The 19,433-nt window shown below is 72.5% G+C and carries 16 protein-coding genes; 13 read left to right on the forward strand and 3 right to left on the reverse strand.

Annotated features, from left to right (window positions below):
• Positions 1-14: 14 nt before the first annotated feature.
• Positions 15-1,133, reverse strand: coding sequence for an alanine dehydrogenase (gene ald, locus P2H44_RS01865; protein WP_275761713.1), 1,119 nt, complete (start codon positions 1,131-1,133; stop codon positions 15-17).
• 212 nt (positions 1,134-1,345) lie between these two features.
• On the opposite strand from ald, the gene P2H44_RS01870 reads away from it, so the two are divergent.
• Positions 1,346-2,752, forward strand: coding sequence for a 4-hydroxyphenylacetate 3-hydroxylase N-terminal domain-containing protein (locus P2H44_RS01870; protein WP_275761714.1), 1,407 nt, complete (start codon positions 1,346-1,348; stop codon positions 2,750-2,752).
• 322 nt (positions 2,753-3,074) lie between these two features.
• On the opposite strand, the gene P2H44_RS01875 is transcribed toward P2H44_RS01870, so the two are convergent.
• Positions 3,075-3,791: a TetR/AcrR family transcriptional regulator gene (locus tag P2H44_RS01875; protein WP_275761715.1), complete on the reverse strand. Its 717-nt coding sequence runs from the start codon at positions 3,789-3,791 to the stop codon at positions 3,075-3,077.
• 194 nt (positions 3,792-3,985) lie between these two features.
• Here P2H44_RS01875 and ribB point away from each other — a divergent pair, with 194 nt between their 5' ends.
• From ribB to P2H44_RS01935, 12 genes are all read left to right on the forward strand, one after another.
• Positions 3,986-5,119, forward strand: a complete 1,134-nt coding sequence (gene ribB, locus P2H44_RS01880; RefSeq protein ID WP_275761716.1) for a 3,4-dihydroxy-2-butanone-4-phosphate synthase — start codon at positions 3,986-3,988, stop codon at positions 5,117-5,119.
• A gap of 100 nt (positions 5,120-5,219) precedes the next feature.
• A complete protein-coding gene (locus tag P2H44_RS01885; RefSeq protein ID WP_275761717.1) occupies positions 5,220-6,371 on the forward strand; it encodes a C4-dicarboxylate TRAP transporter substrate-binding protein in 1,152 nt (383 codons plus the stop codon).
• A gap of 109 nt (positions 6,372-6,480) precedes the next feature.
• Complete coding sequence (locus P2H44_RS01890; protein ID WP_275761718.1) at positions 6,481-7,644, forward strand: C4-dicarboxylate TRAP transporter substrate-binding protein; 1,164 nt, start codon at positions 6,481-6,483, stop codon at positions 7,642-7,644.
• Between the two features lie 106 nt (positions 7,645-7,750).
• Positions 7,751-8,311 (forward strand): NADPH-dependent FMN reductase, encoded by a 561-nt coding sequence (locus P2H44_RS01895; RefSeq protein ID WP_275761719.1) that lies wholly within the window; start codon positions 7,751-7,753, stop codon positions 8,309-8,311.
• A 113-nt stretch (positions 8,312-8,424) separates the two neighbouring features.
• Positions 8,425-10,800, forward strand: a complete 2,376-nt coding sequence (locus P2H44_RS01900; RefSeq protein WP_275761720.1) for an acyl-CoA dehydrogenase family protein — start codon at positions 8,425-8,427, stop codon at positions 10,798-10,800.
• A complete protein-coding gene (locus P2H44_RS01905) occupies positions 10,797-12,359 on the forward strand; it encodes a class I adenylate-forming enzyme family protein (protein ID WP_275761721.1) in 1,563 nt (520 codons plus the stop codon). Before P2H44_RS01900 ends, P2H44_RS01905 begins: the two co-directional genes overlap by 4 nt.
• A gap of 334 nt (positions 12,360-12,693) precedes the next feature.
• The gene (locus tag P2H44_RS01910) at positions 12,694-13,443 is read left to right on the forward strand and encodes an ABC transporter ATP-binding protein (RefSeq protein ID WP_275761722.1); all 750 of its coding nucleotides are present in this window, start codon (positions 12,694-12,696) and stop codon (positions 13,441-13,443) included.
• Positions 13,444-13,556: 113 nt separating this feature from the next.
• Complete coding sequence (locus P2H44_RS01915) at positions 13,557-14,789, forward strand: amino acid ABC transporter substrate-binding protein (protein ID WP_275761723.1); 1,233 nt, start codon at positions 13,557-13,559, stop codon at positions 14,787-14,789.
• 123 nt (positions 14,790-14,912) lie between these two features.
• On the forward strand, positions 14,913-15,791 hold the full coding sequence (locus tag P2H44_RS01920; protein ID WP_275761724.1) for a branched-chain amino acid ABC transporter permease: 879 nt from the start codon (positions 14,913-14,915) through the stop codon (positions 15,789-15,791).
• Positions 15,788-16,753 (forward strand): branched-chain amino acid ABC transporter permease, encoded by a 966-nt coding sequence (locus tag P2H44_RS01925; protein WP_275761726.1) that lies wholly within the window; start codon positions 15,788-15,790, stop codon positions 16,751-16,753. Before P2H44_RS01920 ends, P2H44_RS01925 begins: the two co-directional genes overlap by 4 nt.
• Entirely contained in the window at positions 16,750-17,490 is a 741-nt protein-coding gene (locus P2H44_RS01930; RefSeq protein WP_275761727.1) for an ABC transporter ATP-binding protein, read from the forward strand. Before P2H44_RS01925 ends, P2H44_RS01930 begins: the two co-directional genes overlap by 4 nt.
• A 122-nt stretch (positions 17,491-17,612) precedes the next feature.
• The gene (locus P2H44_RS01935) at positions 17,613-18,401 is read left to right on the forward strand and encodes an IclR family transcriptional regulator (RefSeq protein ID WP_275761728.1); all 789 of its coding nucleotides are present in this window, start codon (positions 17,613-17,615) and stop codon (positions 18,399-18,401) included.
• Between the two features lie 96 nt (positions 18,402-18,497).
• On the opposite strand, the gene P2H44_RS01940 is transcribed toward P2H44_RS01935, so the two are convergent.
• Positions 18,498-19,331 (reverse strand): polysaccharide deacetylase family protein, encoded by an 834-nt coding sequence (locus P2H44_RS01940; RefSeq protein WP_275761729.1) that lies wholly within the window; start codon positions 19,329-19,331, stop codon positions 18,498-18,500.
• Positions 19,332-19,433 lie beyond the last annotated feature (102 nt).

Raw genomic sequence — 19,433 nt, forward strand, 5'->3', positions numbered from 1 at the left:
CGGGGCCGTCGCCCTCAGAGCTTCAGCGCCAGCTTCGCCGACAGCACGTCGCGGCCCTGGGCCTCGCCCACCGGGTAGCAGGTCAGCTTGCCGGCATGGACGTTCAGCCCCGCCAGCAGGTGGGCGTCGTCCTCCAGCGCCTTGCGCCAGCCCTTGTCGGCCAGCGCCATCACGAAGGGCAGGGTGGCGTTGCCCAGCGCGATGGTCGAGGTGCGCGCCACCGCGCCCGGCATGTTGGCCACGCAGTAATGGACGATCCCGTCCACCGTGTAGACCGGGTCGTCATGGGTGGTGGGGCGCGAGGTCTCGAAGCAGCCGCCCTGGTCGATGGCCACGTCCACGATCGCCGCGCCCGGCTTCATCTCCGACAGCTGCGCGCGCGTCACCAGCTTGGGCGCGGCGGCGCCGGGCACCAGCACCGCGCCGATCACCAGGTCGGCCTCGGCCACCAGCTCCTCGGTCGCGGCGCGGCTGGCGTAGCGGGTCTCGAACGCGCCGCCGTAGACCTCGTCGAGGTATCGCAGCCGCGGGATCGAGCGGTCGAGCACCGAGACCCGCGCCCCCATCCCGTGGGCGATCCGCGCCGCGTTGGTCCCCACCACGCCGCCGCCGATCACCACCACCTCGGCCGCGCCCACGCCGGGCACGCCCGCCAGAAGCGTGCCGCGCCCGCCCTGCTCCTTCTGCAGGGCCCAGGCGCCGACCTGCGGGGCGAGGCGGCCGGCGACCTCCGACATCGGGGCCAGCAGCGGCAGGCCCCCGGAGGCGTCGGTCACCGTCTCGTAGGCGATGGCGGTGGCGCCGCTCGCCAGCAGTTCGTCGGTCTGCGGGCGGTCGGGGGCGAGGTGGAGGTAGGTGAACAGCACCTGCCCCTCGCGCAGGCGGGCGCGCTCCTCGGCCTGGGGCTCCTTCACCTTCACGACCATGTCGGCGCGGGCGAAAACCTCCTCGGCCGTGTCGACCACCTCGGCGCCGGCGGCGCGATAGGCGTCGTCGTCGAAGCCCGCGCCACGCCCGGCGCCGGCCTCGATCAGCACCTCGTGCCCATGCCCTGCAGCCTCCCGCACCGCCATCGGCGTGAGGCCGACCCGATGCTCCTGCGTCTTGATTTCCTTGGGACTTCCGATCCGCATCGTCTTCTTCTCCTGGCCAGGCGCCCCCGCGCCCGCGCTCCCTCCCCGCCCCGGCGCTCCACACCTCGCCCCTGGGCTGCCCCCACCCTACACCCCCGCCCCCCGCCTCCGCGACCCCGGCGCCAACGACTCTCTGGAAGCCTAACATAACATATGTTATTGAGTCGCCCGACGAGGCGCGGGACGGCGCCGGGCATGGGAGGAGACAGGCGATGGGTCTGATGACGCCGCAGCAGTATGTGGACAGTCTCAACGACGGACGGGTCGTGTTCTGGGACGGGGAGAAGATCGAGAACGTCACCACGCATCCGCGCTTCAAGGTGCCGATGGCGCTGGTGGCGGCGGATTACGAGTACGACGACAACCGCTTCGGCGACCTGCGCCGCTACACCACCGACGAGGGCGACGAGGCGCACCGGATCTTCCAGATCCCGCGCTCGGAGCAGGACCTGCACACGCGGGTCGAGATGATGAAGCGCACCTCGATCGGCACGCTCGTCTCCGGCGTGTTCATGGCGCTGCAGGCGATCAAGGACGACCTCGCCAAGGTGAAGCCGGAATACGCCGAGAACATCGAGCGCATCTACCGCCACTGCCGCGACAACGACCTGCGCGGCGCCGAGGTGATCACCGACCCCAAGGGCGACCGCACCCGCCGCGCCCATGAGCAGGACGACCCCGACCTCTACGTCCGCATCGTCGAGCGCCGGCCCGACGGCATCGTGGTCCGCGGCGCCAAGCTGCACATCACCGCGGCCGCGCTGGTGCACGAGCTGGTGGTGATGCCCACCAAGGGCATGCGCGAGGGCGAGGAGGACTACGCGGTCAGCTTCTCGATCCCGGTCAACACGCCCGGCGTGAAGATCATCAACCGCTCCTTCGCCCCCGCCGAGCTGAACCCGTTCGACTACCCGGCCTCGGCCCACCATTCGATGCCCGAAGGCTTCGTGATCTTCGACGACGTGTTCATCCCCAACGACCGCATCTTCCTGGCGGGCGAGGTGAAGCTCGCCTCCCGCCTCGCCCAGTCGCTGGGCCTGTGGGAGCGCGCGGGCGGCGTCGTCGAGGCGGTGCGCAACGGCGAGCTCTACGTGGGCCTCGCCCACCTGGTCGCCGAGATGCAGGGCAAGGAGAAGACCCCGGCCGTGCAGACCGCGCTGTCGGAGCTGATCTGCTACTACGAGATGATCCGCATGGCGCTCGACAGCGCCTGCCGTCACTACGAGAGCACCGAGACCGGGATGGTCTATCCCAACAACCTCGGGATCAACGCGGCCAAGTATTACCTCGCCTCGAATTTTCACGAGATGATGAAGCATCTGCACGACGTGGGCGGCGGGCTGGTGCTGACCCAGCCGCTGGAGGCGGACCTGCGCCATCCGGAGGCGGGCGAATACATCCGCAAGTACCTGCACACGCGCGACGACGTCGACGTCGAGAAGCGGATGCGGGTCAACAACCTGATCCGCGACCTGACGGCGGACGCCTACGGCGGCTGGTGGTTCGTCACCACGCTGCAGGCGGGCGGCGGCCTGGCGGCGCAGCGGTTCATGATGAACCGGCTCTTCGACATCGAGGGCGCGCGCGCCGCGGCGCTGGAAGCCGCGGGCGCCGACTGAGGCCCGGCCGGACGCCGGTTCCTGCGGCGGCCCGCGCGGCCGCCGCAGGGACCCGGCGGCCCGACCTGGCCCCTCGCTCGAACGCCTCGCCGCATGGCCCGCCCGCGGGCCTGCCGCATGCCCTGACTGACGTAGCGTCAGAAAGGGTCCCGACCGTCGTTCCTCCCCGGAGGCTCCTAGGATGCGCTTCCACCGATCCGATCCGTGCGCGCCCGCGGCGCGCCGCAAGCCCGTGACCACGCCGGCGACCGCGATCGCTCCCGCGGCCGTCATCGACGGCGCCGGCGGCGTTCAGTCTCGTCGGGTCTCGGTCGGCCGGGGATCAGTCGTCGATCTCGCCGCGGTCGCGGGCGGCGACGGGGGCCTGCGCCTCGTCGCGGGCCTTGTCGAGCGCCGCCTGCCCCACGCGGGCGAGCTCCCCGTCGCGCCGGCGGCTGAGGGCCTCGCGGGCGGTCTTCTCGTCGGCGGCCGCGGGGGCGGGGACGCGGGCGGGCGCCTCGGTCAGGAAATCCAGCACCCGGCTGCGGAAGCCGAGCTCGCGCCCGTCGGCCAGCGTGACCAGCTGGGCGAGGTTCGCGGACAGCAGGATCTGCGCCCGCAGGCGCGCGTCGGCGGGCGCGAAGCCCAGGCGCTCGAACGCGGCGGAGACGAAGTCGAGCACCACCTTCTCGGCGTCCAGCAGCGCCTTGGCGGCGCGGGGATCGGAGGCCGCCCAGACCCGCATGGCCCGGTCGAGATCGAACAGGCCCGAGACGATGGAGTCGGCGGCCAGCGTGCGGATCTGCTCGACGGGATCGTCGAAGTCGCGGGCCACCTGCTCGGCCAGCCGGCGCACCTGGTCGGACGAGTAGTGGTCGGCGAGCTGGCCGAGGTAATCGTCCATGTCGGTGAAGTGGTGGTAGAAGCTGCCGGTCGAGATCCCCAGCCGCTTCACCAGCTTGGCCAGGCGCATGCCGGCGATGCCCTCGCGCATCAGAAGGCTCTGCCCTTCGCGGAACCAGTCGTCCTTGGTCAGTCTTCGGGTTCGGGTGCGGGTCACGAGCGCTCCGGTCCAGGGGGGGCGATGAATCGGTCCGGGTCCACAATGACCGATCCGGCGGCCCGGCTCAATGCGTCCCGATCAATAAAGCGCCGAAGTTTTCACTTCGGAATTAATAACGCATCCGTGAGTTCAAGATGTGAACAGCGTGCGACAGCCGTAATAGGCGTCGCGACGCAGGAAGGACTTCGCCCATGACCGTGCTCGCGCCGCCTCAGGCCCCCGCAACTGCCGGGCTGAGCCCCATCGAGGAGATCGTCGCCGAGGCGCGCGCCGGGCGCCCCTTCATCCTGGTCGACGCCGAGGACCGGGAGAACGAGGGCGACGTGGTGATCCCCGCCGACGCCGCGGACCCGGCCGCGATCACCTTCATGGCGCTGCACGCGCGCGGGCTGATCTGCCTGGCGCTGGAGCGGGCGCGGGTCGAGGCGCTGGGCCTCGCGCCGCAGCCCCAGACCAACCGGGGCGGGCGGGAGACGGCCTTCACCGTGTCGATCGAGGCGCGCTCGGGCGTGACCACGGGGATCTCGGCGGCGGACCGGGCGCGCACGGTGGCGGCTGCCATCGCGCCGGGGGCGCGGCCCGGGGACCTCGCCTCGCCGGGGCACGTGTTCCCGCTGATCGCGCGGGACGGCGGCGTGCTGGTGCGCGCGGGGCATACCGAGGCGGCGGTGGACATCGCGCGCCTGGCCGGGCGGGCCCCGGCGGGGGTGATCTGCGAGATCATGAACGACGACGGCTCGATGGCGCGGCTGCCGCAGCTTCGGGTCTTCGCCGCGCGGCACGGGCTGAAGATCGGGGCGATCGCGGACCTGATCGCCTTCCGCCGGCGGACCGAGCGGCACCTGGAGCGGGTGCACCGGGGGCCCTTCGCCTCGCGCCACGGCGAGGATTTCACGCTGCACGTGTTCCGCCACCGGCTGGACGGGTCGGAGCATGTGGCGCTGACCCGCGGCCCGGTGGGGGAGGACCCCGAGCGGCCGGTGCTGGCGCGGATGCATCAGATCGACCTGGCCGCGGATCTGTTGAGCCATGCCGAGGCGCGCGAGGACTACGTGGGGCGCGCGATGCGGGCCATCGCGGCCCACGACGGGCCGGCGGCGCTGGTGTTCGTCCATGCCTCGAGCCCGACCTGGATCTCGGACCGGATCCGCGGGCTGGGGCGGGAGGCGGCGCGCAGCGAGGCGCTGCGCGACTACGGCGTGGGGGCGCAGATCCTGCGGGAGCTGGGGGCGCGGCGGCTGGAGCTGCTGACCTCGTCGGAGGTGAAGCCGGCGGCGCTGGAGGGCTACGGCCTGAGCATCGCGGCCCGCCGGCCGGTGGACTGAAACGCGGCCCCGCGCGGGGCCGCCAACAGGGCGCCCCCCTCGAGGGGCGGCCAAAACCGGGACGGGGAAGGCCCCGCCCGCCAATCGGGAGGAGAACGACATGCTGAGAACGACTTCGCCGGGCATACGGCTCGCCGTCGCGGGGGCGCTGGCGCTGGCGGCGCTGCCGGCCGCGGCCGCCGACACGCTGCGCGTCTCGATCGGGTTTCCGCCGGGGGGGCGGGGCGACCAGCTCTACCAGAGCTTCGTGCAGCACCTCGACGAATACTCCGGCGGGTCGCTGACGGGGAAGGTCTATCCGCTCAACCTGCTGAGCTTCAAGGAAAGCCTGCCGGGGCTGCGGGACGGGATCGCGGACGTGGCGCTGGTGCCGAGCCCCTATTTCCCCTCCGAGCTGCCGGTGACCAACTTCCTGCATGAGCTGGTGGGCCTGGGCGAGGTGCGGGCCGAGGACAAGGACGTCGGCGCGATGGCCCTGATCGGGGCGATCAACGAGTACATGCTGCTGGAGTGCGACGCCTGCGAGCAGGAGGCGATGGCCCACAACCAGGTGGCGCTGAACGCAGGCACCTCGTCGCGCTACAACCTGCTGTGCGCCAAGCCCGTCTACACGGCCGAGCAGCTCGAGGGCGTGCGGATCCGGGCGGGCGGGGCGTTCTATGCGCGCTGGGCCAAGGCCATGGGCGCCACCCCGGTGACGATGAGCGGCAACGAGGAGTTCGAGGCGCTGAGCCAGGGCGTCCTGGAGTGCACCACCAACGCCCCCTACGCGCTGATCGAGTTCGGGCTGGCCGAGGCCGCGCCCTACATCAACACCTCTTTCCCCGGCGGCGGGTCCTACTCCGACCTCGCCAACGTGAACCTGCAGGCGTGGCAGGGCCTGACCGACGACCAGCGGCGCGCGATGCTGCACGCGGCGGCGGACCTGTCGGCCGAACTCTACTGGAGCTTCCGCGAGGGCGACAAGGCCGGGGTCGAGAAGGCGCTGTCGCTGGGCGGCGAGATCCGCGCGGCCGAGCCGTCGCTGGAGGAGAAGTCGGAGGCCTACCTCCAGGAGGACCTGCAGGCCATCGTCGCCAACTACCGCGACAACCGCGGCGTCGCGAACGCGCCCGAGATCTTCGAGCGGCTGACCCAGCTCTTCGACCGCTGGGTGCCCCTGGTCCAGGACGTCGACGGCGCCGAGGCGATGGCCGAGGTGCTGTGGCGCGAGGTCCATTCCCGCGTCGATCCCGCCGACTACGGCATGTGAACCGGGCCGCGCCGCCCCCGCGCGACGGGGCGGCGCGCCCCTCCGAACGACCCAACGAAAGAACGAACGGGCGCCGCGAAGCGCCCGGCCCCCCCGGGAGGAGATGCCCATGACCCGCCTGTTCCTGTCCGCGGCCGCGCTCGGCGCGACGCTGGCCGTCGCCGCCCCGGCGGCGCTGATCCCCGCCGCGCCCGCGGGCGCGGAGACGCTGAAGGTCGCCGTGGGCTACCCGCCCGGCACCGCCGGCGACCGCACCTACCAGGCCTTCGCCGAGGACCTGGCCGCGCGCACCGACGGCAAGCTCGACGCCAAGGTCTACCCGATGAACCTGCTCAGCTTCGCCGAGGCGCTGTCGGGCGTGCGCGACGGCATCGGCGACCTGACCCTGATCGCGACCCCCTATTTCCTGTCGGAGCTGCCGCGCACCAACTTCGTGATGGAGCTGGTGGCGCTGGGCGAGCTGGAGGCGCCGGACCCGCTGACCGGCTCGAAGGCGCTGATCGGGGCGATGTCGGAATACATCCTGACCGAATGCGAGACCTGCCGGGAGGAGTTCGCGGCCCAGAACCAGATCTTCCTCGCCGCCTCCTCGGGCACGCGCAACACGCTGATCTGCACCAAGCCGGTCGAGACGCAGGCGGATCTCGCGGGCCTTCGGATCCGCGCGGGCGGGGCGTTCTGGTCGCGCTGGGTGTCGGGCATGGGCGCCTCGGCCGTCTCGATCCCCGGCAACGAGGTATTCGAGGCGCTGAACCAGGGCGTGGTCGACTGCACCTCGATGTCGGCGGCGGAGCTGAAGGGGTTCGGCCTGGCCGAGGTCGCGACGGACGTGACCACCACCGTTCCGGGGGGCGTGTTCATGGCCGCGGCCGCGTCCATGAACCTCGACGCCTGGCGGGGGCTGGACGACGCCGGCCGCGCGGCGGTGCTGCGCGGGGCGGCCGACATCTCGGCCGGGCTGTTCTCGCGCTACCACGACGAGGCGGAGACGAGCCTCGCCGCGGCGCGCGAGGCGGGGATCGCGGTGCATGACGCCACGCCCGCGCTGAGCGAGGCCTCCCGCGCCTACCTGCGCCAGGACCTCGACGCCATCGTCGCCAGCTACGCCGAGCGCTTCGGCTACGAGGACGGCGCCCAGGTGGTGGAGCGTCTGCGCGCCCTGATGGCCCGCTGGATCCCGCTGGTCGAGGGCGCGGACGACCGCGAGGCGCTGGCCGAGGTCTACTGGCGCGAACTGCATTCCCGGATCGACGCGACGAGCTACGGGCTCTGAGCGTCGACCCGGGATCGGCGCGCCGCGCTCGGGGGGCCTCCCTGCCCCGAACGCGGTCGCGGCGCGCCGTGAATTCCTGTCCCCCAAGCGAGCGGAGACCTGCGACATGACCCGAATCCTCGGCATCGGCGGCGCCACGCAGCCGGGATCGAGCACCGAGAAGGCCCTGCGCATCGCCCTGCAGGGCGCGGCGGACGCCGGCGGAGAGGTGCGCATGGCCGACGGCGCCTGGCTGGCGGCGCTGCCGCACTACGGCGCCGGCGGCCCCTGCCGGGAGGCCGAGGCGCTGGTCGCCGCGGTGCGCGAGGCCGACGGGCTGGTGATCGCGAGCCCGGCCTACCACGGCTCGGTCTCCGGGCTGGTGAAGAACGCGCTCGACCACCTGCAGGAGACCGCCTCGGATCCCCGCCCCTACATCGACGGGGTCGCGGTGGGGCTGATCGCCACCGCCTACGGCGGGCAGGCTGGGGCGACGACGATGGTGGCGCTGCGCTCGGTCGTGCACTCGCTGCGCGGCTGGCCGACGCCCTACGGGGCCTGCGTGCAGGGGCGGTCGGGCCTGTTCGACGCCGAGGGGCGATGCACCGACGCCGAGATCGAAGGCCAGCTCCGGCTGGTCGGCGCGCAGGTGGTGGAGTTCGCACGGCGCCGGGCGGACGCGGCCTGAGGGCGCCGGGCGCGGGCGAGGAGATCGCCGGCCCCCCGCGGATCGCGGCGGGCCGGCGCAACAGGAAGACGGGGCGCCCCGACGCGCCCCGCGCCGACAGGAGGAGACGACCCATGGCCCAGAGCATGGCCCAGGCCGCGGGCGAGGCCGCCCGGGACGAGGCGCCCCGGGACGAGGCGGCCTTCCGCGCGGAGGTCGCGCGGTTCATCGCCGACAACATCCCCCCCGAGATGGCCGCCCGCAACCGCGTGGCGGTGCATCCGGGGCGCGAGGACTACCTGGGCTGGGCCCGGATCCTCGCCCGCCGCGGCTGGTCCGCCCCCGGCTGGCCGAAGGAGCATGGCGGCGCCGGCTGGACCGCGCGGCAACTGCAGGTGCTGGAGGAGGAGAGCTTCCGGGCCGGCGCGCCCTCGCTCCACATCCAGACGGTCGACCTCGCGGGGCCGCTGATCGCCGCCTTCGGGACCGAGGCGCAGAAGGCGAAATACCTGCCCGCGATCCGCGAGGGGCGGGAGCTGTGGGCGCAGGGCTTCTCGGAGCCGGGGTCGGGCTCGGACCTCGCCTCGCTGTCCACGCGGGCGGTGCGGGACGGCGACCACTACGTGGTGACGGGGCAGAAGATCTGGACCTCGGACGCCTATTATTGCGACCGGATCTTCTGCCTGGTGCGGACCTCGACCGAGGGGCGGCCGCAGCAGGGGATCACGATGCTGCTGTTTCCGCTGGATCTTCCGGGCGTGACGGTGCGCCCGATCCCGCTGATCGACGGCGGACATTCGCTGTGCGAGGTGTTCTTCGACGGCGTGCGGGTGCCGGTCGAAGACCGGCTGGGCGAGGAGGGCGGCGGCTGGACCTGCGCCAAGCACCTGCTGGCCGGGGAGCGGGTGCGCACCGCCGAGGCGCCGCGCAACGCCCGCGAGATCGCCCGCCTGCGCGCGATTCTCGAGGGGCCGGGCCCGGACGGGCGGCCCCTGCTGGCCGATCCCCTGCGCCGGGCGCGGCTGGCGGAGCTGGAGATGGACCTCGCCGCCCTGCGGGTCGGGGTGGAGATGGAGCTCGACGGCCGCGGGGCGCCGGGGCTGCCCACGCCCTCGGTCCTGAAGCTGCAGGGGACGGAGCTGATGCAGGCCGCCCAGCGCTTCTCGCGCGAGGCGCTGGGGCCCTACGGGGCGATCTTCCACGACCTGGGCGATCCCGCGGCGCCGATGGCGGAGCCGGGGCCGGAGGCGGGACGCGGGGCGGCGGCCGAAAGCCTGTTCCGAAGGGCGGCCACGATCTACGGCGGCTCGTCGGAGGTGCAGAAGGGGATCATCGCGAAGGCGATCGAGGGGGCGGACGCGGGCGCGGCCCGGCCTCCGGCGGAGGGGGACCTGGGGCTGCTGAGGGACAGTCTCGACGGGGTGCTGGCCCGCCACGGCTCGCGGGAGGCGCGGCGCGTGCGGGCGGGGGTTCCGGCGCGCGAGGGGCTGTGGCCGACGCTGGCGGCGCAGGGCTGGCTGGGGGCCGGCCTGCCGGAGGCGGCGGGCGGCTTCGGCGGCGGCGCGCGCGAGAGCGCGGAGATCGCCGAGGCCGTGGGCCGGGCGCTGCTGGGCGAGCCGCTGGGCCCGGTCGTGGCGGCGGCGCGGGCGCTCGCGTTCCTCGACCCCGCGGGGCAGGCGGCGCGGCTGGAGGCGGTGGTGGCGGGGGAGCTGCTGCCGGTGCTGGTCCATGACGCGCCGGGAGGGGCGGCCTCGGTCTCCGCCCGGCGGACGGGGGACGGCTGGCGGCTGAGCGGGCGGGTCCGCGCGGCCCTGGGGGCGCCGGAGGCGGACCTGCTGGCGGTTCCCGCGCGGCTGGAGGACGGGGGCGAAGGCCTGTTCCTCGTCGCGCCCGAGGCGGCGCGACTGCACGCCTGCCGCACGCTCGACGACCGGGCGGCGGCGGAGGCGGTCTTCGAGGACGCCCCGGCGCTGGAGCGGGTGGAGGGGGCGGCGGGGGCGCTCGCCCTCGCGATCGATCACGCGCTGGTGGACGCCTGCGCCGACGCGCTGGGGGCGATGGACCGGGCCTTCTGGCTGGCGCGGGACCACGTGGCGCAGCGGCGGCAGTTCGGGCAGGCGCTGATCCGCTTCCAGGCGATCCAGCACCGGCTGGCGGAGATGCTGGTCGAGATCCAGCGCGCCCGCGCGATGCTGGAGCACGGGATCGAGGCCCTGGGCGGCGTCGACCCGGCGGCGCGGGCGCGGGCGATGTCGCGGATGAAGGCGCGCGTCGACCGCTCGGCCTTCTTCGTGGGGGCGCAGGCGATCCAGCTTCACGGCGGCATGGGCCTGACCGAGGACTGCGAGGTCGGGGGCTGCTTCAAGCGCATCTGCGTGCAGGGCGCGATGATGGGAACCGCCGACGACCACCTGGCGCGGCTGGTCCGGGAGCTGGACCCGGACCACGCGCCGCCGGGAGGGGCGGACGCCCCGACCATTCCGTCCCGTCGCGAGGAGACCGCGTCATGAGCCTGGTGCAGATGATCCGCCGCAACGCCCGCTGCCGCAGCGGCGCGTTGGGCCTGGTGCATGGGCCGCACGCCTACCTGTGGCCGCAGGTCGAGGACCGGGTTTCGGGCCTCGCCGGCGCGCTGCAGGGGATGGGGGTGGGCCGGGGGGACCGGGTCTCGATCCTCGCGGACAACTCGCACCGCTATGTCGAGCTGATCTACGCCTGCGCCTGGCTGGGGGCGGTGATCGTGCCGCTGAACCACCGCCTGGCGGAGCCTGAGCTGGCGGCGATCCTGGAGGACGCCGGCGCCTCGGTGCTGCTGGCCGACGACGCGTATCTGCCGGTCGCGCGGCGGCTGGCCGAGGGCGTCGCGGGCCTGCGCGAGGTGCTGCGCGCGGGCGACGGGCCGGGGCCGGCGGAGCTGGCCGACTACGAGGCGCGCCTCGCCGCCGCGCCGCGGATCCCGCCCGCGGACGTGGGCATGCAGGACCTGGCGGGGATCTTCTACACCGGCGGCACCTCGGGCACGCCCAAGGGGGTGATGCACACCCACGCCAACCTGTGGTTCATGGCCTTCAGCTACGCCACGATGATGGAGATGACCGAGGACACGGTCTCGCTGTGCTCGTCGCCGCTGTTCCACGTGGCGGCGACCTGCGCGCTGATCCCTGCCTTCGTGGTGGGGGGCTGCGTGGTGGTGCTGCCCCGCTTCGACGCCGGCGAGGCGCTGGCCGCGATCGAGGCGCACGGCGTGACGCTGGCGAACTTCGTGCCCTCGATGTTCCGGATGCTGCTCGACCACCCCTCGGTGGGCACGACCGACCTGCGCACGCTGCGGCAGCTGATCTACGGGGCCGCGCCGATGGCGCCGGCGCTGCTGGACGAGATCCTGGAGCGGTTCGAGGGGATCCGCATCCACCACGCCTACGGCATGACCGAGCTGACCGCCTGCATCACCATCCTGCCCTCGAAGTGGAACCGGCCGGAGCATCGGGAGGCGGGGCGCTGGCGCTCGGCCGGGCAGTCGGTGCTGTCGTGCGACGTCGCGATCCACGACCCCGACGGCCGGACCCTGCCGCCGGGCGAGCGGGGCGAGATCGTCGCCCGCGGCCCGCTGGTGATGGCCGGTTACTGGAACCGGCCCGAGCAGACGGCCGAGGCCTTGCGCGGCGGCTGGATGCACACCGGCGACGTGGGCTGGATGGACGAGGACGGCTTCGTCTACGTGATCGACCGGCTGAAGGACATGATCATCTCGGGCGGGGAGAACGTCTACGCCTCGGAGGTCGAGGCGGCGATGCTGTCGCTGCCGGGCGTGAACATGGCCGCCGCCATCGGCGTGCCCCATCCCAAGTGGGGCGAGGCGGTGCACGGGGTGGTGGTGCTCGACCGCGGCGCGCGCCTGACCGAGGCCGAGATCATCGCCCACTGCCGCACCCGCATCGCCGGCTACAAGATCCCCCGCAGCGTCGCGTTCCGCGAGACGATGCCGATGAGCGGGGTGAACAAGATCCTCAAGCGTGAGCTGCTGCGCGATTACCTGGCCGCGCGCGAGGACCAGGCGATGGAGGCCTGAGGCCGGGTCGCCTCGGATCGGGCGCGGCGAGACCCGCCGCGCCGGCTTCTCCTTGTCGGGCGAAACGACGCCCCGCGCCGGACCGGCGCGGGGCGTCGTCTTGCGTCCGCGCGCGGGCTTGGCGTCGGCGCGAATCGGCGGCGGCGCCGGTCCTTGTCCGGGGAAAGTCCGGGGGCCGAGGCGCGCGCGGGGACCGCGGAACCGACTGGGGACGCGTGAAAACGCTCCGAGCGGCCGCGGGGGCGGCGGTATCGCTTGACAGAAAGGTCCGGACGAAGGTTAACTTATTTCAAGTCGATAGCATCGCAGAACAATACGAGGCCGATCCCCGCCGATGACCTCCGCCGCTCAAGCCCATGCCGCCGCCGGCACGCCGCTGCTGGACGTGTCCGGCCTCGCCTACGACTACGGCGGGGTGCACGCGGTTCAGGACTGCGCCTTCTCCGCCCCCGCCGGGCGCATCGTCGCGCTGATCGGCGGCAACGGGGCGGGCAAGACCACCTCGGTGCAGTGCGTGGCGGGAACCCTGAAGCCCCGCGCCGGCAAGATCGTCTTCGACGGCGAGGACGTGACCGACCTGCCCGCCCACGAGACGGTGGAGCGGGGCCTGGCGCTGGTGCCCGAGGGGCGGCTGGTGTTCCAGCAGCTGACGGTGCACGAGAACCTGCTGATCGCCGGCCGCGTGCAGCGCGCCCGCGCCGACGTCTCGGCCAATCTCGACAAGGTCTACGCCCTGTTCCCGCGGCTGAAGGAACGGCGCGCCCAGCATGCCGGCTCGCTCTCGGGCGGGGAGCAGCAGATGCTGGCGATCGGGCGGGGGCTGATGACCAACCCGCGCCTGCTGATCCTGGACGAGCCCTCGCTGGGGCTGTCGCCGATCCTGGTCTCGACGATCTTCAAGCTGATCGGGGACCTGAACGCGCAGGGCATCACCATCCTGATCGTCGAGCAGAACCTCCACCAGACGCTGGCCATCGCCGACCACGCCTACGTCCTCGAGAAGGGGCGGGTGGCGCGCGAGGGCGGCGGCAAGGAGCTGCTGAACGATCCCGCCGTGAAGGCGGCCTATCTCGGCGTCGCCTGACGGCGCCCGCTCGACCCGGGCGACCCCTCGCGGGCCGGCCGGAGCAACCGATCCCCGGATCGACGCATCCGCCGCCGACAGGACGGCGGAGCGGACCCAGCAAGGAGGCGACCATGCATAGACGCACGCTGCTCAAGGCCGGCGCGGCCCTCGCCGCGACCACCGCCCTCGGCGCCCCGCTCGTGGCGCGGGCCCAGGCCAAGACCATCACCTTCGGCGGCTCGATCCCGATGACGGGCAAGGCGGCCGAGACCGGGCTGAACGTGCTGCGCGGCTACGAGGCGGCCGTGAAGTTCGTGAACGAGGAGATGGGCGGCGTCGAGATCGGCGGCGAGACCCACCAGGTCGAGCTGAGCCTGTTCGACGACGCCTCCGACCCCTCGCGCGCCGCGACGCTGATCCAGCGGCAGGTGGACGAGGGCGTGGGCTTCTTCCTGGGCTCCTTCGGGTCGGGCATCGTGCTGCCGACCTGCTCGATCACCGAGGCCGCGGGCCGGCTGATGGTGCAGGCGGGCGGCGGCTCGGACCAGATCTTCACCCAGGGGCGCAAGCGCGTCTTCGGGATCTTCCCGCGCGCCTCGCGCCAGTTCGTCTCCTCCGTGAACATGTTCAAGGAGATGGATCCGGCGGTCGAGACCGTGTCGATCATCTACACCAACGACCCGTTCTCCAAGTTCCAGGCCGACGGCGCCAAGAAGGAGATCGAGGCGCAGGGGATGAAGGTGCTCGACTTCATCGACCTGCCGGCCGAGGTCGCCGACGTCACCAACGTGCTGACCACGATCCGCGACTCGAACCCCGACGTGCTGGTGTGCACCACGCATGACCAGACCTCGATCCTGATCGCGCGCCAGATGGTGTCCACCGACACCAACGTGAAGATGCTCTACCAGACCCTCGGGCCGCAGACCGAGGCCTACGGCAAGGCGCTGGGCAAGTACGCGGTCGGCGCGGTGACGCAGGCCTACTGGGACGCCTCGGCCCCCTACAAGGGCGAGTGGTTCGGTTCGGCCCAGGGCTTCGCGGACTACTACGCGGCGAACTTCGACCGGCCGCTGGCCTATCACATGGCCTCGGGCGCCTCGTGCATCGTGACCTACCTCGAGGCGGCGAAGCAGGCGGGGACGCTGGAGCTGGACGCGGTGCGCGACGCGCTGGCCGCGATCGACTTCGAGTGCTTCTACGGCCGCATCAAGTTCACCCCCGAGGGCGACGGCGACCCGTCCCTGCTGGGGCCGATGCTGATGCAGCGCCAGGGCGAGCACGAGATGGCGATCATCTCGCCGAAGGGCGCCGCCACCGGCGAGCCGATCTACCCCGCCCCGGCCTGGTCCGAGCGCGGCTGATCCGAGCCGCGGGCGGCGGAGGGAGCCTCCCCCCGCCGCCCGTCTCGCGCCGCCTGACCCGACCCCTGCGCCGACCCCGGACCTGACCCCGGCCCGCCGCGGGCCCGAGACGAAAGAGACCCCGTGAGCCTCTTCCTGCAGACCACGATCAACGGCCTGGTGCTGGGCGGGATCTACTCGCTCGCCGCGATCGGCTTCTCGCTGATCTTCGGCGTGATCGGCATCGTGAACCTGACCCACGGCATCTTCGTCGTGGCCGGCGCCTACCTGGCGATGATCCTGTTCGACGCCGCCGGCGTCGACCCCCTGCTGGGGATCGTGCCCATCGGCGCGATCCTGTTCATGGTGGGCTACGCCTACCAGCGCACGGTGATCCACTGGGCGATCTCGCGCGCCTCGGTCGAGGCGTCGCTGGTGGTGACCTTCGGCATGGCGATGGTGTTCCGCAACCTGCTCCAGCTGTGGTTCGGGCCGGACGTGCAGACCATCACGCCGTCCTACAGCTTCGACAGCGTCTCGATCGGCGTGGTGCGGGTGGACATGGTGCGGCTGGCGGCGCTGGGCGCCTCGATGCTGATCCTGCTGAGCCTGACCCTGATGCTGGCGCGCACCCATTTCGGCCGCGCGATGCGCGCCGTCGCCCAGCAGCCGCTGGCCGCGGCCCTGTCGGGGCTGAACGTGAAGCGCATCCACGGGCTGACCTTCGGGGTCTCGGCCGCGCTCGCCGGCGCCTCGGGCGCGATCATCGGCATCGTGCAGCCGTTCTCGGCCTCCTCCGAGGTGGCCTGGACGCTGAACGCCTTCATCGTGGTGGTGCTGGGGGGCATCGGCTCGCCGGCCGGCGCGCTGGTCGGCGGCCTCGTGCTGGGTCTGATCAACGCCTACACCGCCACCTACGTCGGCCCCGCGCTGACCCAGGCGATGATGTTCCTGGTCCTGGTGATCATGCTGCTCGCCCGCCCGCAGGGCATTCTGGGCAACGCCTACGGAGAATCCCGATGAGCCGCCCCCTCGCCCTCCTCCTCGCGGTCGCGGCGGCGGTGGTCGTCGCCCTGCTGCCCCAGGCGCTGGGCCCGTTCCACATCCGCGTCCTGCAGTTCTTCTTCTTCGCCGCCGCCACGGCGGTGGCCTGGAACATCCTGGGCGGCTACGCCGGGTACTGGAGCTTCGGGCACACCGTCTCGATCGGCATGGGCGCCTTCGCGGCCGCGCATTTCGGGCTGATCTTCGGCCAGGCCGCGGGGCCCTGGGGGATGATCCTGCCGGTGCTGGCGGGCGCGCTCGTCTCGGGCCTGTTCGCGCTGGTGATCGCCTATCCGCTGCTGAGGCTACGGGGCACCTACTTCGCCATCGCCATGCTGGGCGTCAGCCAGGTGGTGGCGGAGCTCGCCAACAACCTCTCGGTCTTCCAGGGGGGCGTGGGGCTGTTCCTGCCCTCGCCCGTCCCCTCGGGCATGGCGCCGGAGCGGTTCTACTACTACGCCTTCGCCTTCCTGCTGGGGCTGTGCCTGGTGATCTCCTGGGCCGTCAAACGCTCCAAGTTCGGCTACGCGCTGCTGGCGATCCGCGAGGACGAGGACACCGCCCAGATGCTGGGCGTGGCGACCGAGCGCTACAAGATCGCGGCCTTCGTGCTGTCGGCGACGCTGGTGGGCGTGCTGGGGGCGGTCTACGGCTACTCGCTGGGGTATTTCACCACCTACTCGGTGTTCCGCCTCGACTTCTCGCTGAACATGATCGTGTTCTGCCTGATCGGCGGCATCGGCACCCTGTTCGGGCCGGTGATCGGGGCGGCGGTGCTGCTGTTCCTGACCAACGTGCTGCTGTCGGACTTCCTGGACATCCACCTGATGCTGACCGGCGCGCTGGTGGTGGCGGTGATCCTGCTGATGCCGGGCGGCATCCTGCGGGCCGGCGCCACGCTGCCCTGGAAGCGCCGCGCCAAGAAGGAGGCCCGCGCATGACAGAGATCATCCTCGAAGGCGTCGGCGTCACCAAGCGCTTCCGCGGGCTGACCGCCACCGACCACGTCGACTTCGCCATCCCCAAGGGCGCGATCTACGGGCTGATCGGGCCCAACGGCGCCGGCAAGTCGACGCTGTTCAACCTGATCACCGGCTATCACCCGCTGTCCGAGGGCAAGATCCTGTTCAAGGGCCGCGACCTCGCCGGGATGCCGATCTACAAGCGCAACCAGTTCGGCATGGCGCGGGCCTTCCAGATCTCGAAGCCCTTCCCGGCCCTGACGGTGCGCGAGAACGTGGGCGTGGGCGCCCTGTTCGGGCGGCCGGACCGGGGCGACACCTCCCGCGTGGCCGACCGGGCGATGGAGATCGCGGGGATCTCGGACCTCGCCTCCCGCCGCGCCGACGCGCTGACGGTGGGCGAGCTGCGCAAGCTGGAGATCGCGCGCGCGGTGGCCACGGGCCCCGACCTGCTGCTGGCCGACGAGCCCTGCGCCGGCCTGAACCCGTTCGAGACCGAGGAGATGGTGCAGTGCCTGCGCAACGTGCGCGAGGCCGGCGCCACCGTCTGGCTGGTCGAGCACGACATGAAGGCCGTGACCTCGATCTGCGACCGGATCCTGGTGATCGACGCCGGCAAGCGCCTGGCCGAGGGCACGCCGACCGAGGTCGTCAACGATCCCGCCGTGATCGCCGCCTACCTGGGCGTGCCGGCGGACGCCCCCGCCGGGGCCTGAGCGGCCCGGGGCGTGCAGCCCCTTCCCCCGGCCCGGGCGCGCGCCCGGGCCGACGTCGTCCCGGCGCGATGCTTTCCAGGCGCCTGCGTCCGCCTCGCGCGGCCTCGACTTTCAGGATTTCCATGAACCAGGCTTCCCGCTTTCCCCCCGTCGACGAGCGCCTGTTCCTGCAGTCGGTCAGCCGCGCCATCGACGTGATCGAGGCCTACGCCGCCTCGCCCCGGCCGATGTCGCTGACCGAGATCGCGCGCGCCGCGGGCATCAACAAGTCCGCCGCCCAGCGCATCGGCCAGACCCTGCTGGCGCGGGGCTACCTGGAGCAGGCGCCCAACGGCAGCCTGGCGCTGGGCCGGCGGCTGCTGGACCGGGGCTTCGACTACCTGCGCTCCAACGCGCTGATCGAGCGGGCGACGCCGGTGCTGATCGACCTGCGCAAGGAGGCGGACGAGCGGATCGACTTCTCGCTGTTCGACGCCGACCACGACAACCTGTCGATCATGTACGCGATCCGCCTGCAGTCGAAGCGGGAGACGTTCTACGCGACGCTCGCCGGGCGGCGGCAGCCGACCTTCGCGACCTCCGGCGGGCGGGCGTGCCTCGCGATGCTGGCCGAGGACGAGGTGGACGACATCCTCGCCCGCTCGACCCTGACGCCGCTGACGCCGCGCACGCTGACCGACCCGGACGCGATCCGCGAGGCGGTGGAGGAGGCGCGGCGCGACGGCCATTCGCTGGCCGTCGAGCAGGCGCTGCTGGGGGAGGTGGCGCTGGCCGCGGCGGTGCGGGGGCCCGACGGGCGGCCGGTGGGGGCGATCCACATCGCCGGCTCGCTGGCGGAGTGGGAGCCCGAGCGCTTCCGCGCCCGTTTCGCGCCGCTGGCGGTGGCCGCGGCGACGGCGCTTCACGGCTGACGTCTCGCGTCCCCGGGACTGGGGACCGGGGCGCGAGGGGGGCGGCGGGGAGGGGTCCCCGCCGCCCCCGCGCGTTTCAGGCGGGGGCGGGCCGGATCAGACCTTGCCCTCGGCCTCCAGCTTCGCCCAGGCCTCGGCCACGTCGGCGCCGGTGGCGAACCACACGTCGGGGAAGGTGCGGATGAAGGCGATCATTTCCCGCAGCAGGGCGATGCGCGACGGACGCCCGGTGACCTGCGGATGCATCACCAGGTCGAACAGGCCGCCCCAGCGGTAGATCTCGCGGAACTCCTCCTTCCACACCTCGAGGATGTGGGAGTTGGTGAACAGCGGCCGTGGCGAGGCGATCGAGAACAGCGCGAAGGGCGCGTCATCCAGCGACCAGTGCCAGGGCAGCTCGATCGGCCCCCTGGAGCCGTCGGGCAGGATGTGCCGGTAAGGGTTGATGTCGTCCATCAGCGAGGTGTCGTAGAGCAGCCCGTGCTTGGCCTGCGTCGCCAGCAGCCCGGCCGAGACCTCGCCGGCCGGCGAGCGGAAGCCCTTTGGCTTCACGCCCACGATCTCCAGCGAGGCGAGACCCTTCTCGAACTCCTCGGCCTCGGCGGCGGGATCGTCGGAGACCCACTTGTGGGAATAGGAGTGGTGGCCGACCTCGTGACCCTCCTTGAGGATCATCTCCACTTTGTCCGTATGATTCTCGACGGTCCAGCCGGGGACGAAGAAGGTGGCGGGGACCTCCTCCTCCGACAGCAGCTCCAGGATCTTGGGCACGCCGGTGGTGGCGCCGTAGCGGCCCTGCGAGAGCACGCCGGGGCGCTGGCGGTTGCGCTCGTCGCGGCCGGTCCACAGGGTTTCGGCGTCGAAGTCGAAAGTCAGCATGACGGCGCATTTCGCGCCTCCGGGCCAGGCGACGCTCTTGTCGTGCTTCATTCGTCGGATCCTCCGTCTTGGGCTCGTCCTGGGCGCGGCCGCGGGGGGCGCGCCAGGCGGCGCGAGTCTCAGGCTAAATCAATTCATTCGTATTGCATACCA

The sequence above is a fragment of the Albimonas marina genome (genome assembly GCF_029223255.1).
In the GTDB taxonomy this organism is placed as follows: domain Bacteria; phylum Pseudomonadota; class Alphaproteobacteria; order Rhodobacterales; family Rhodobacteraceae; genus Albimonas.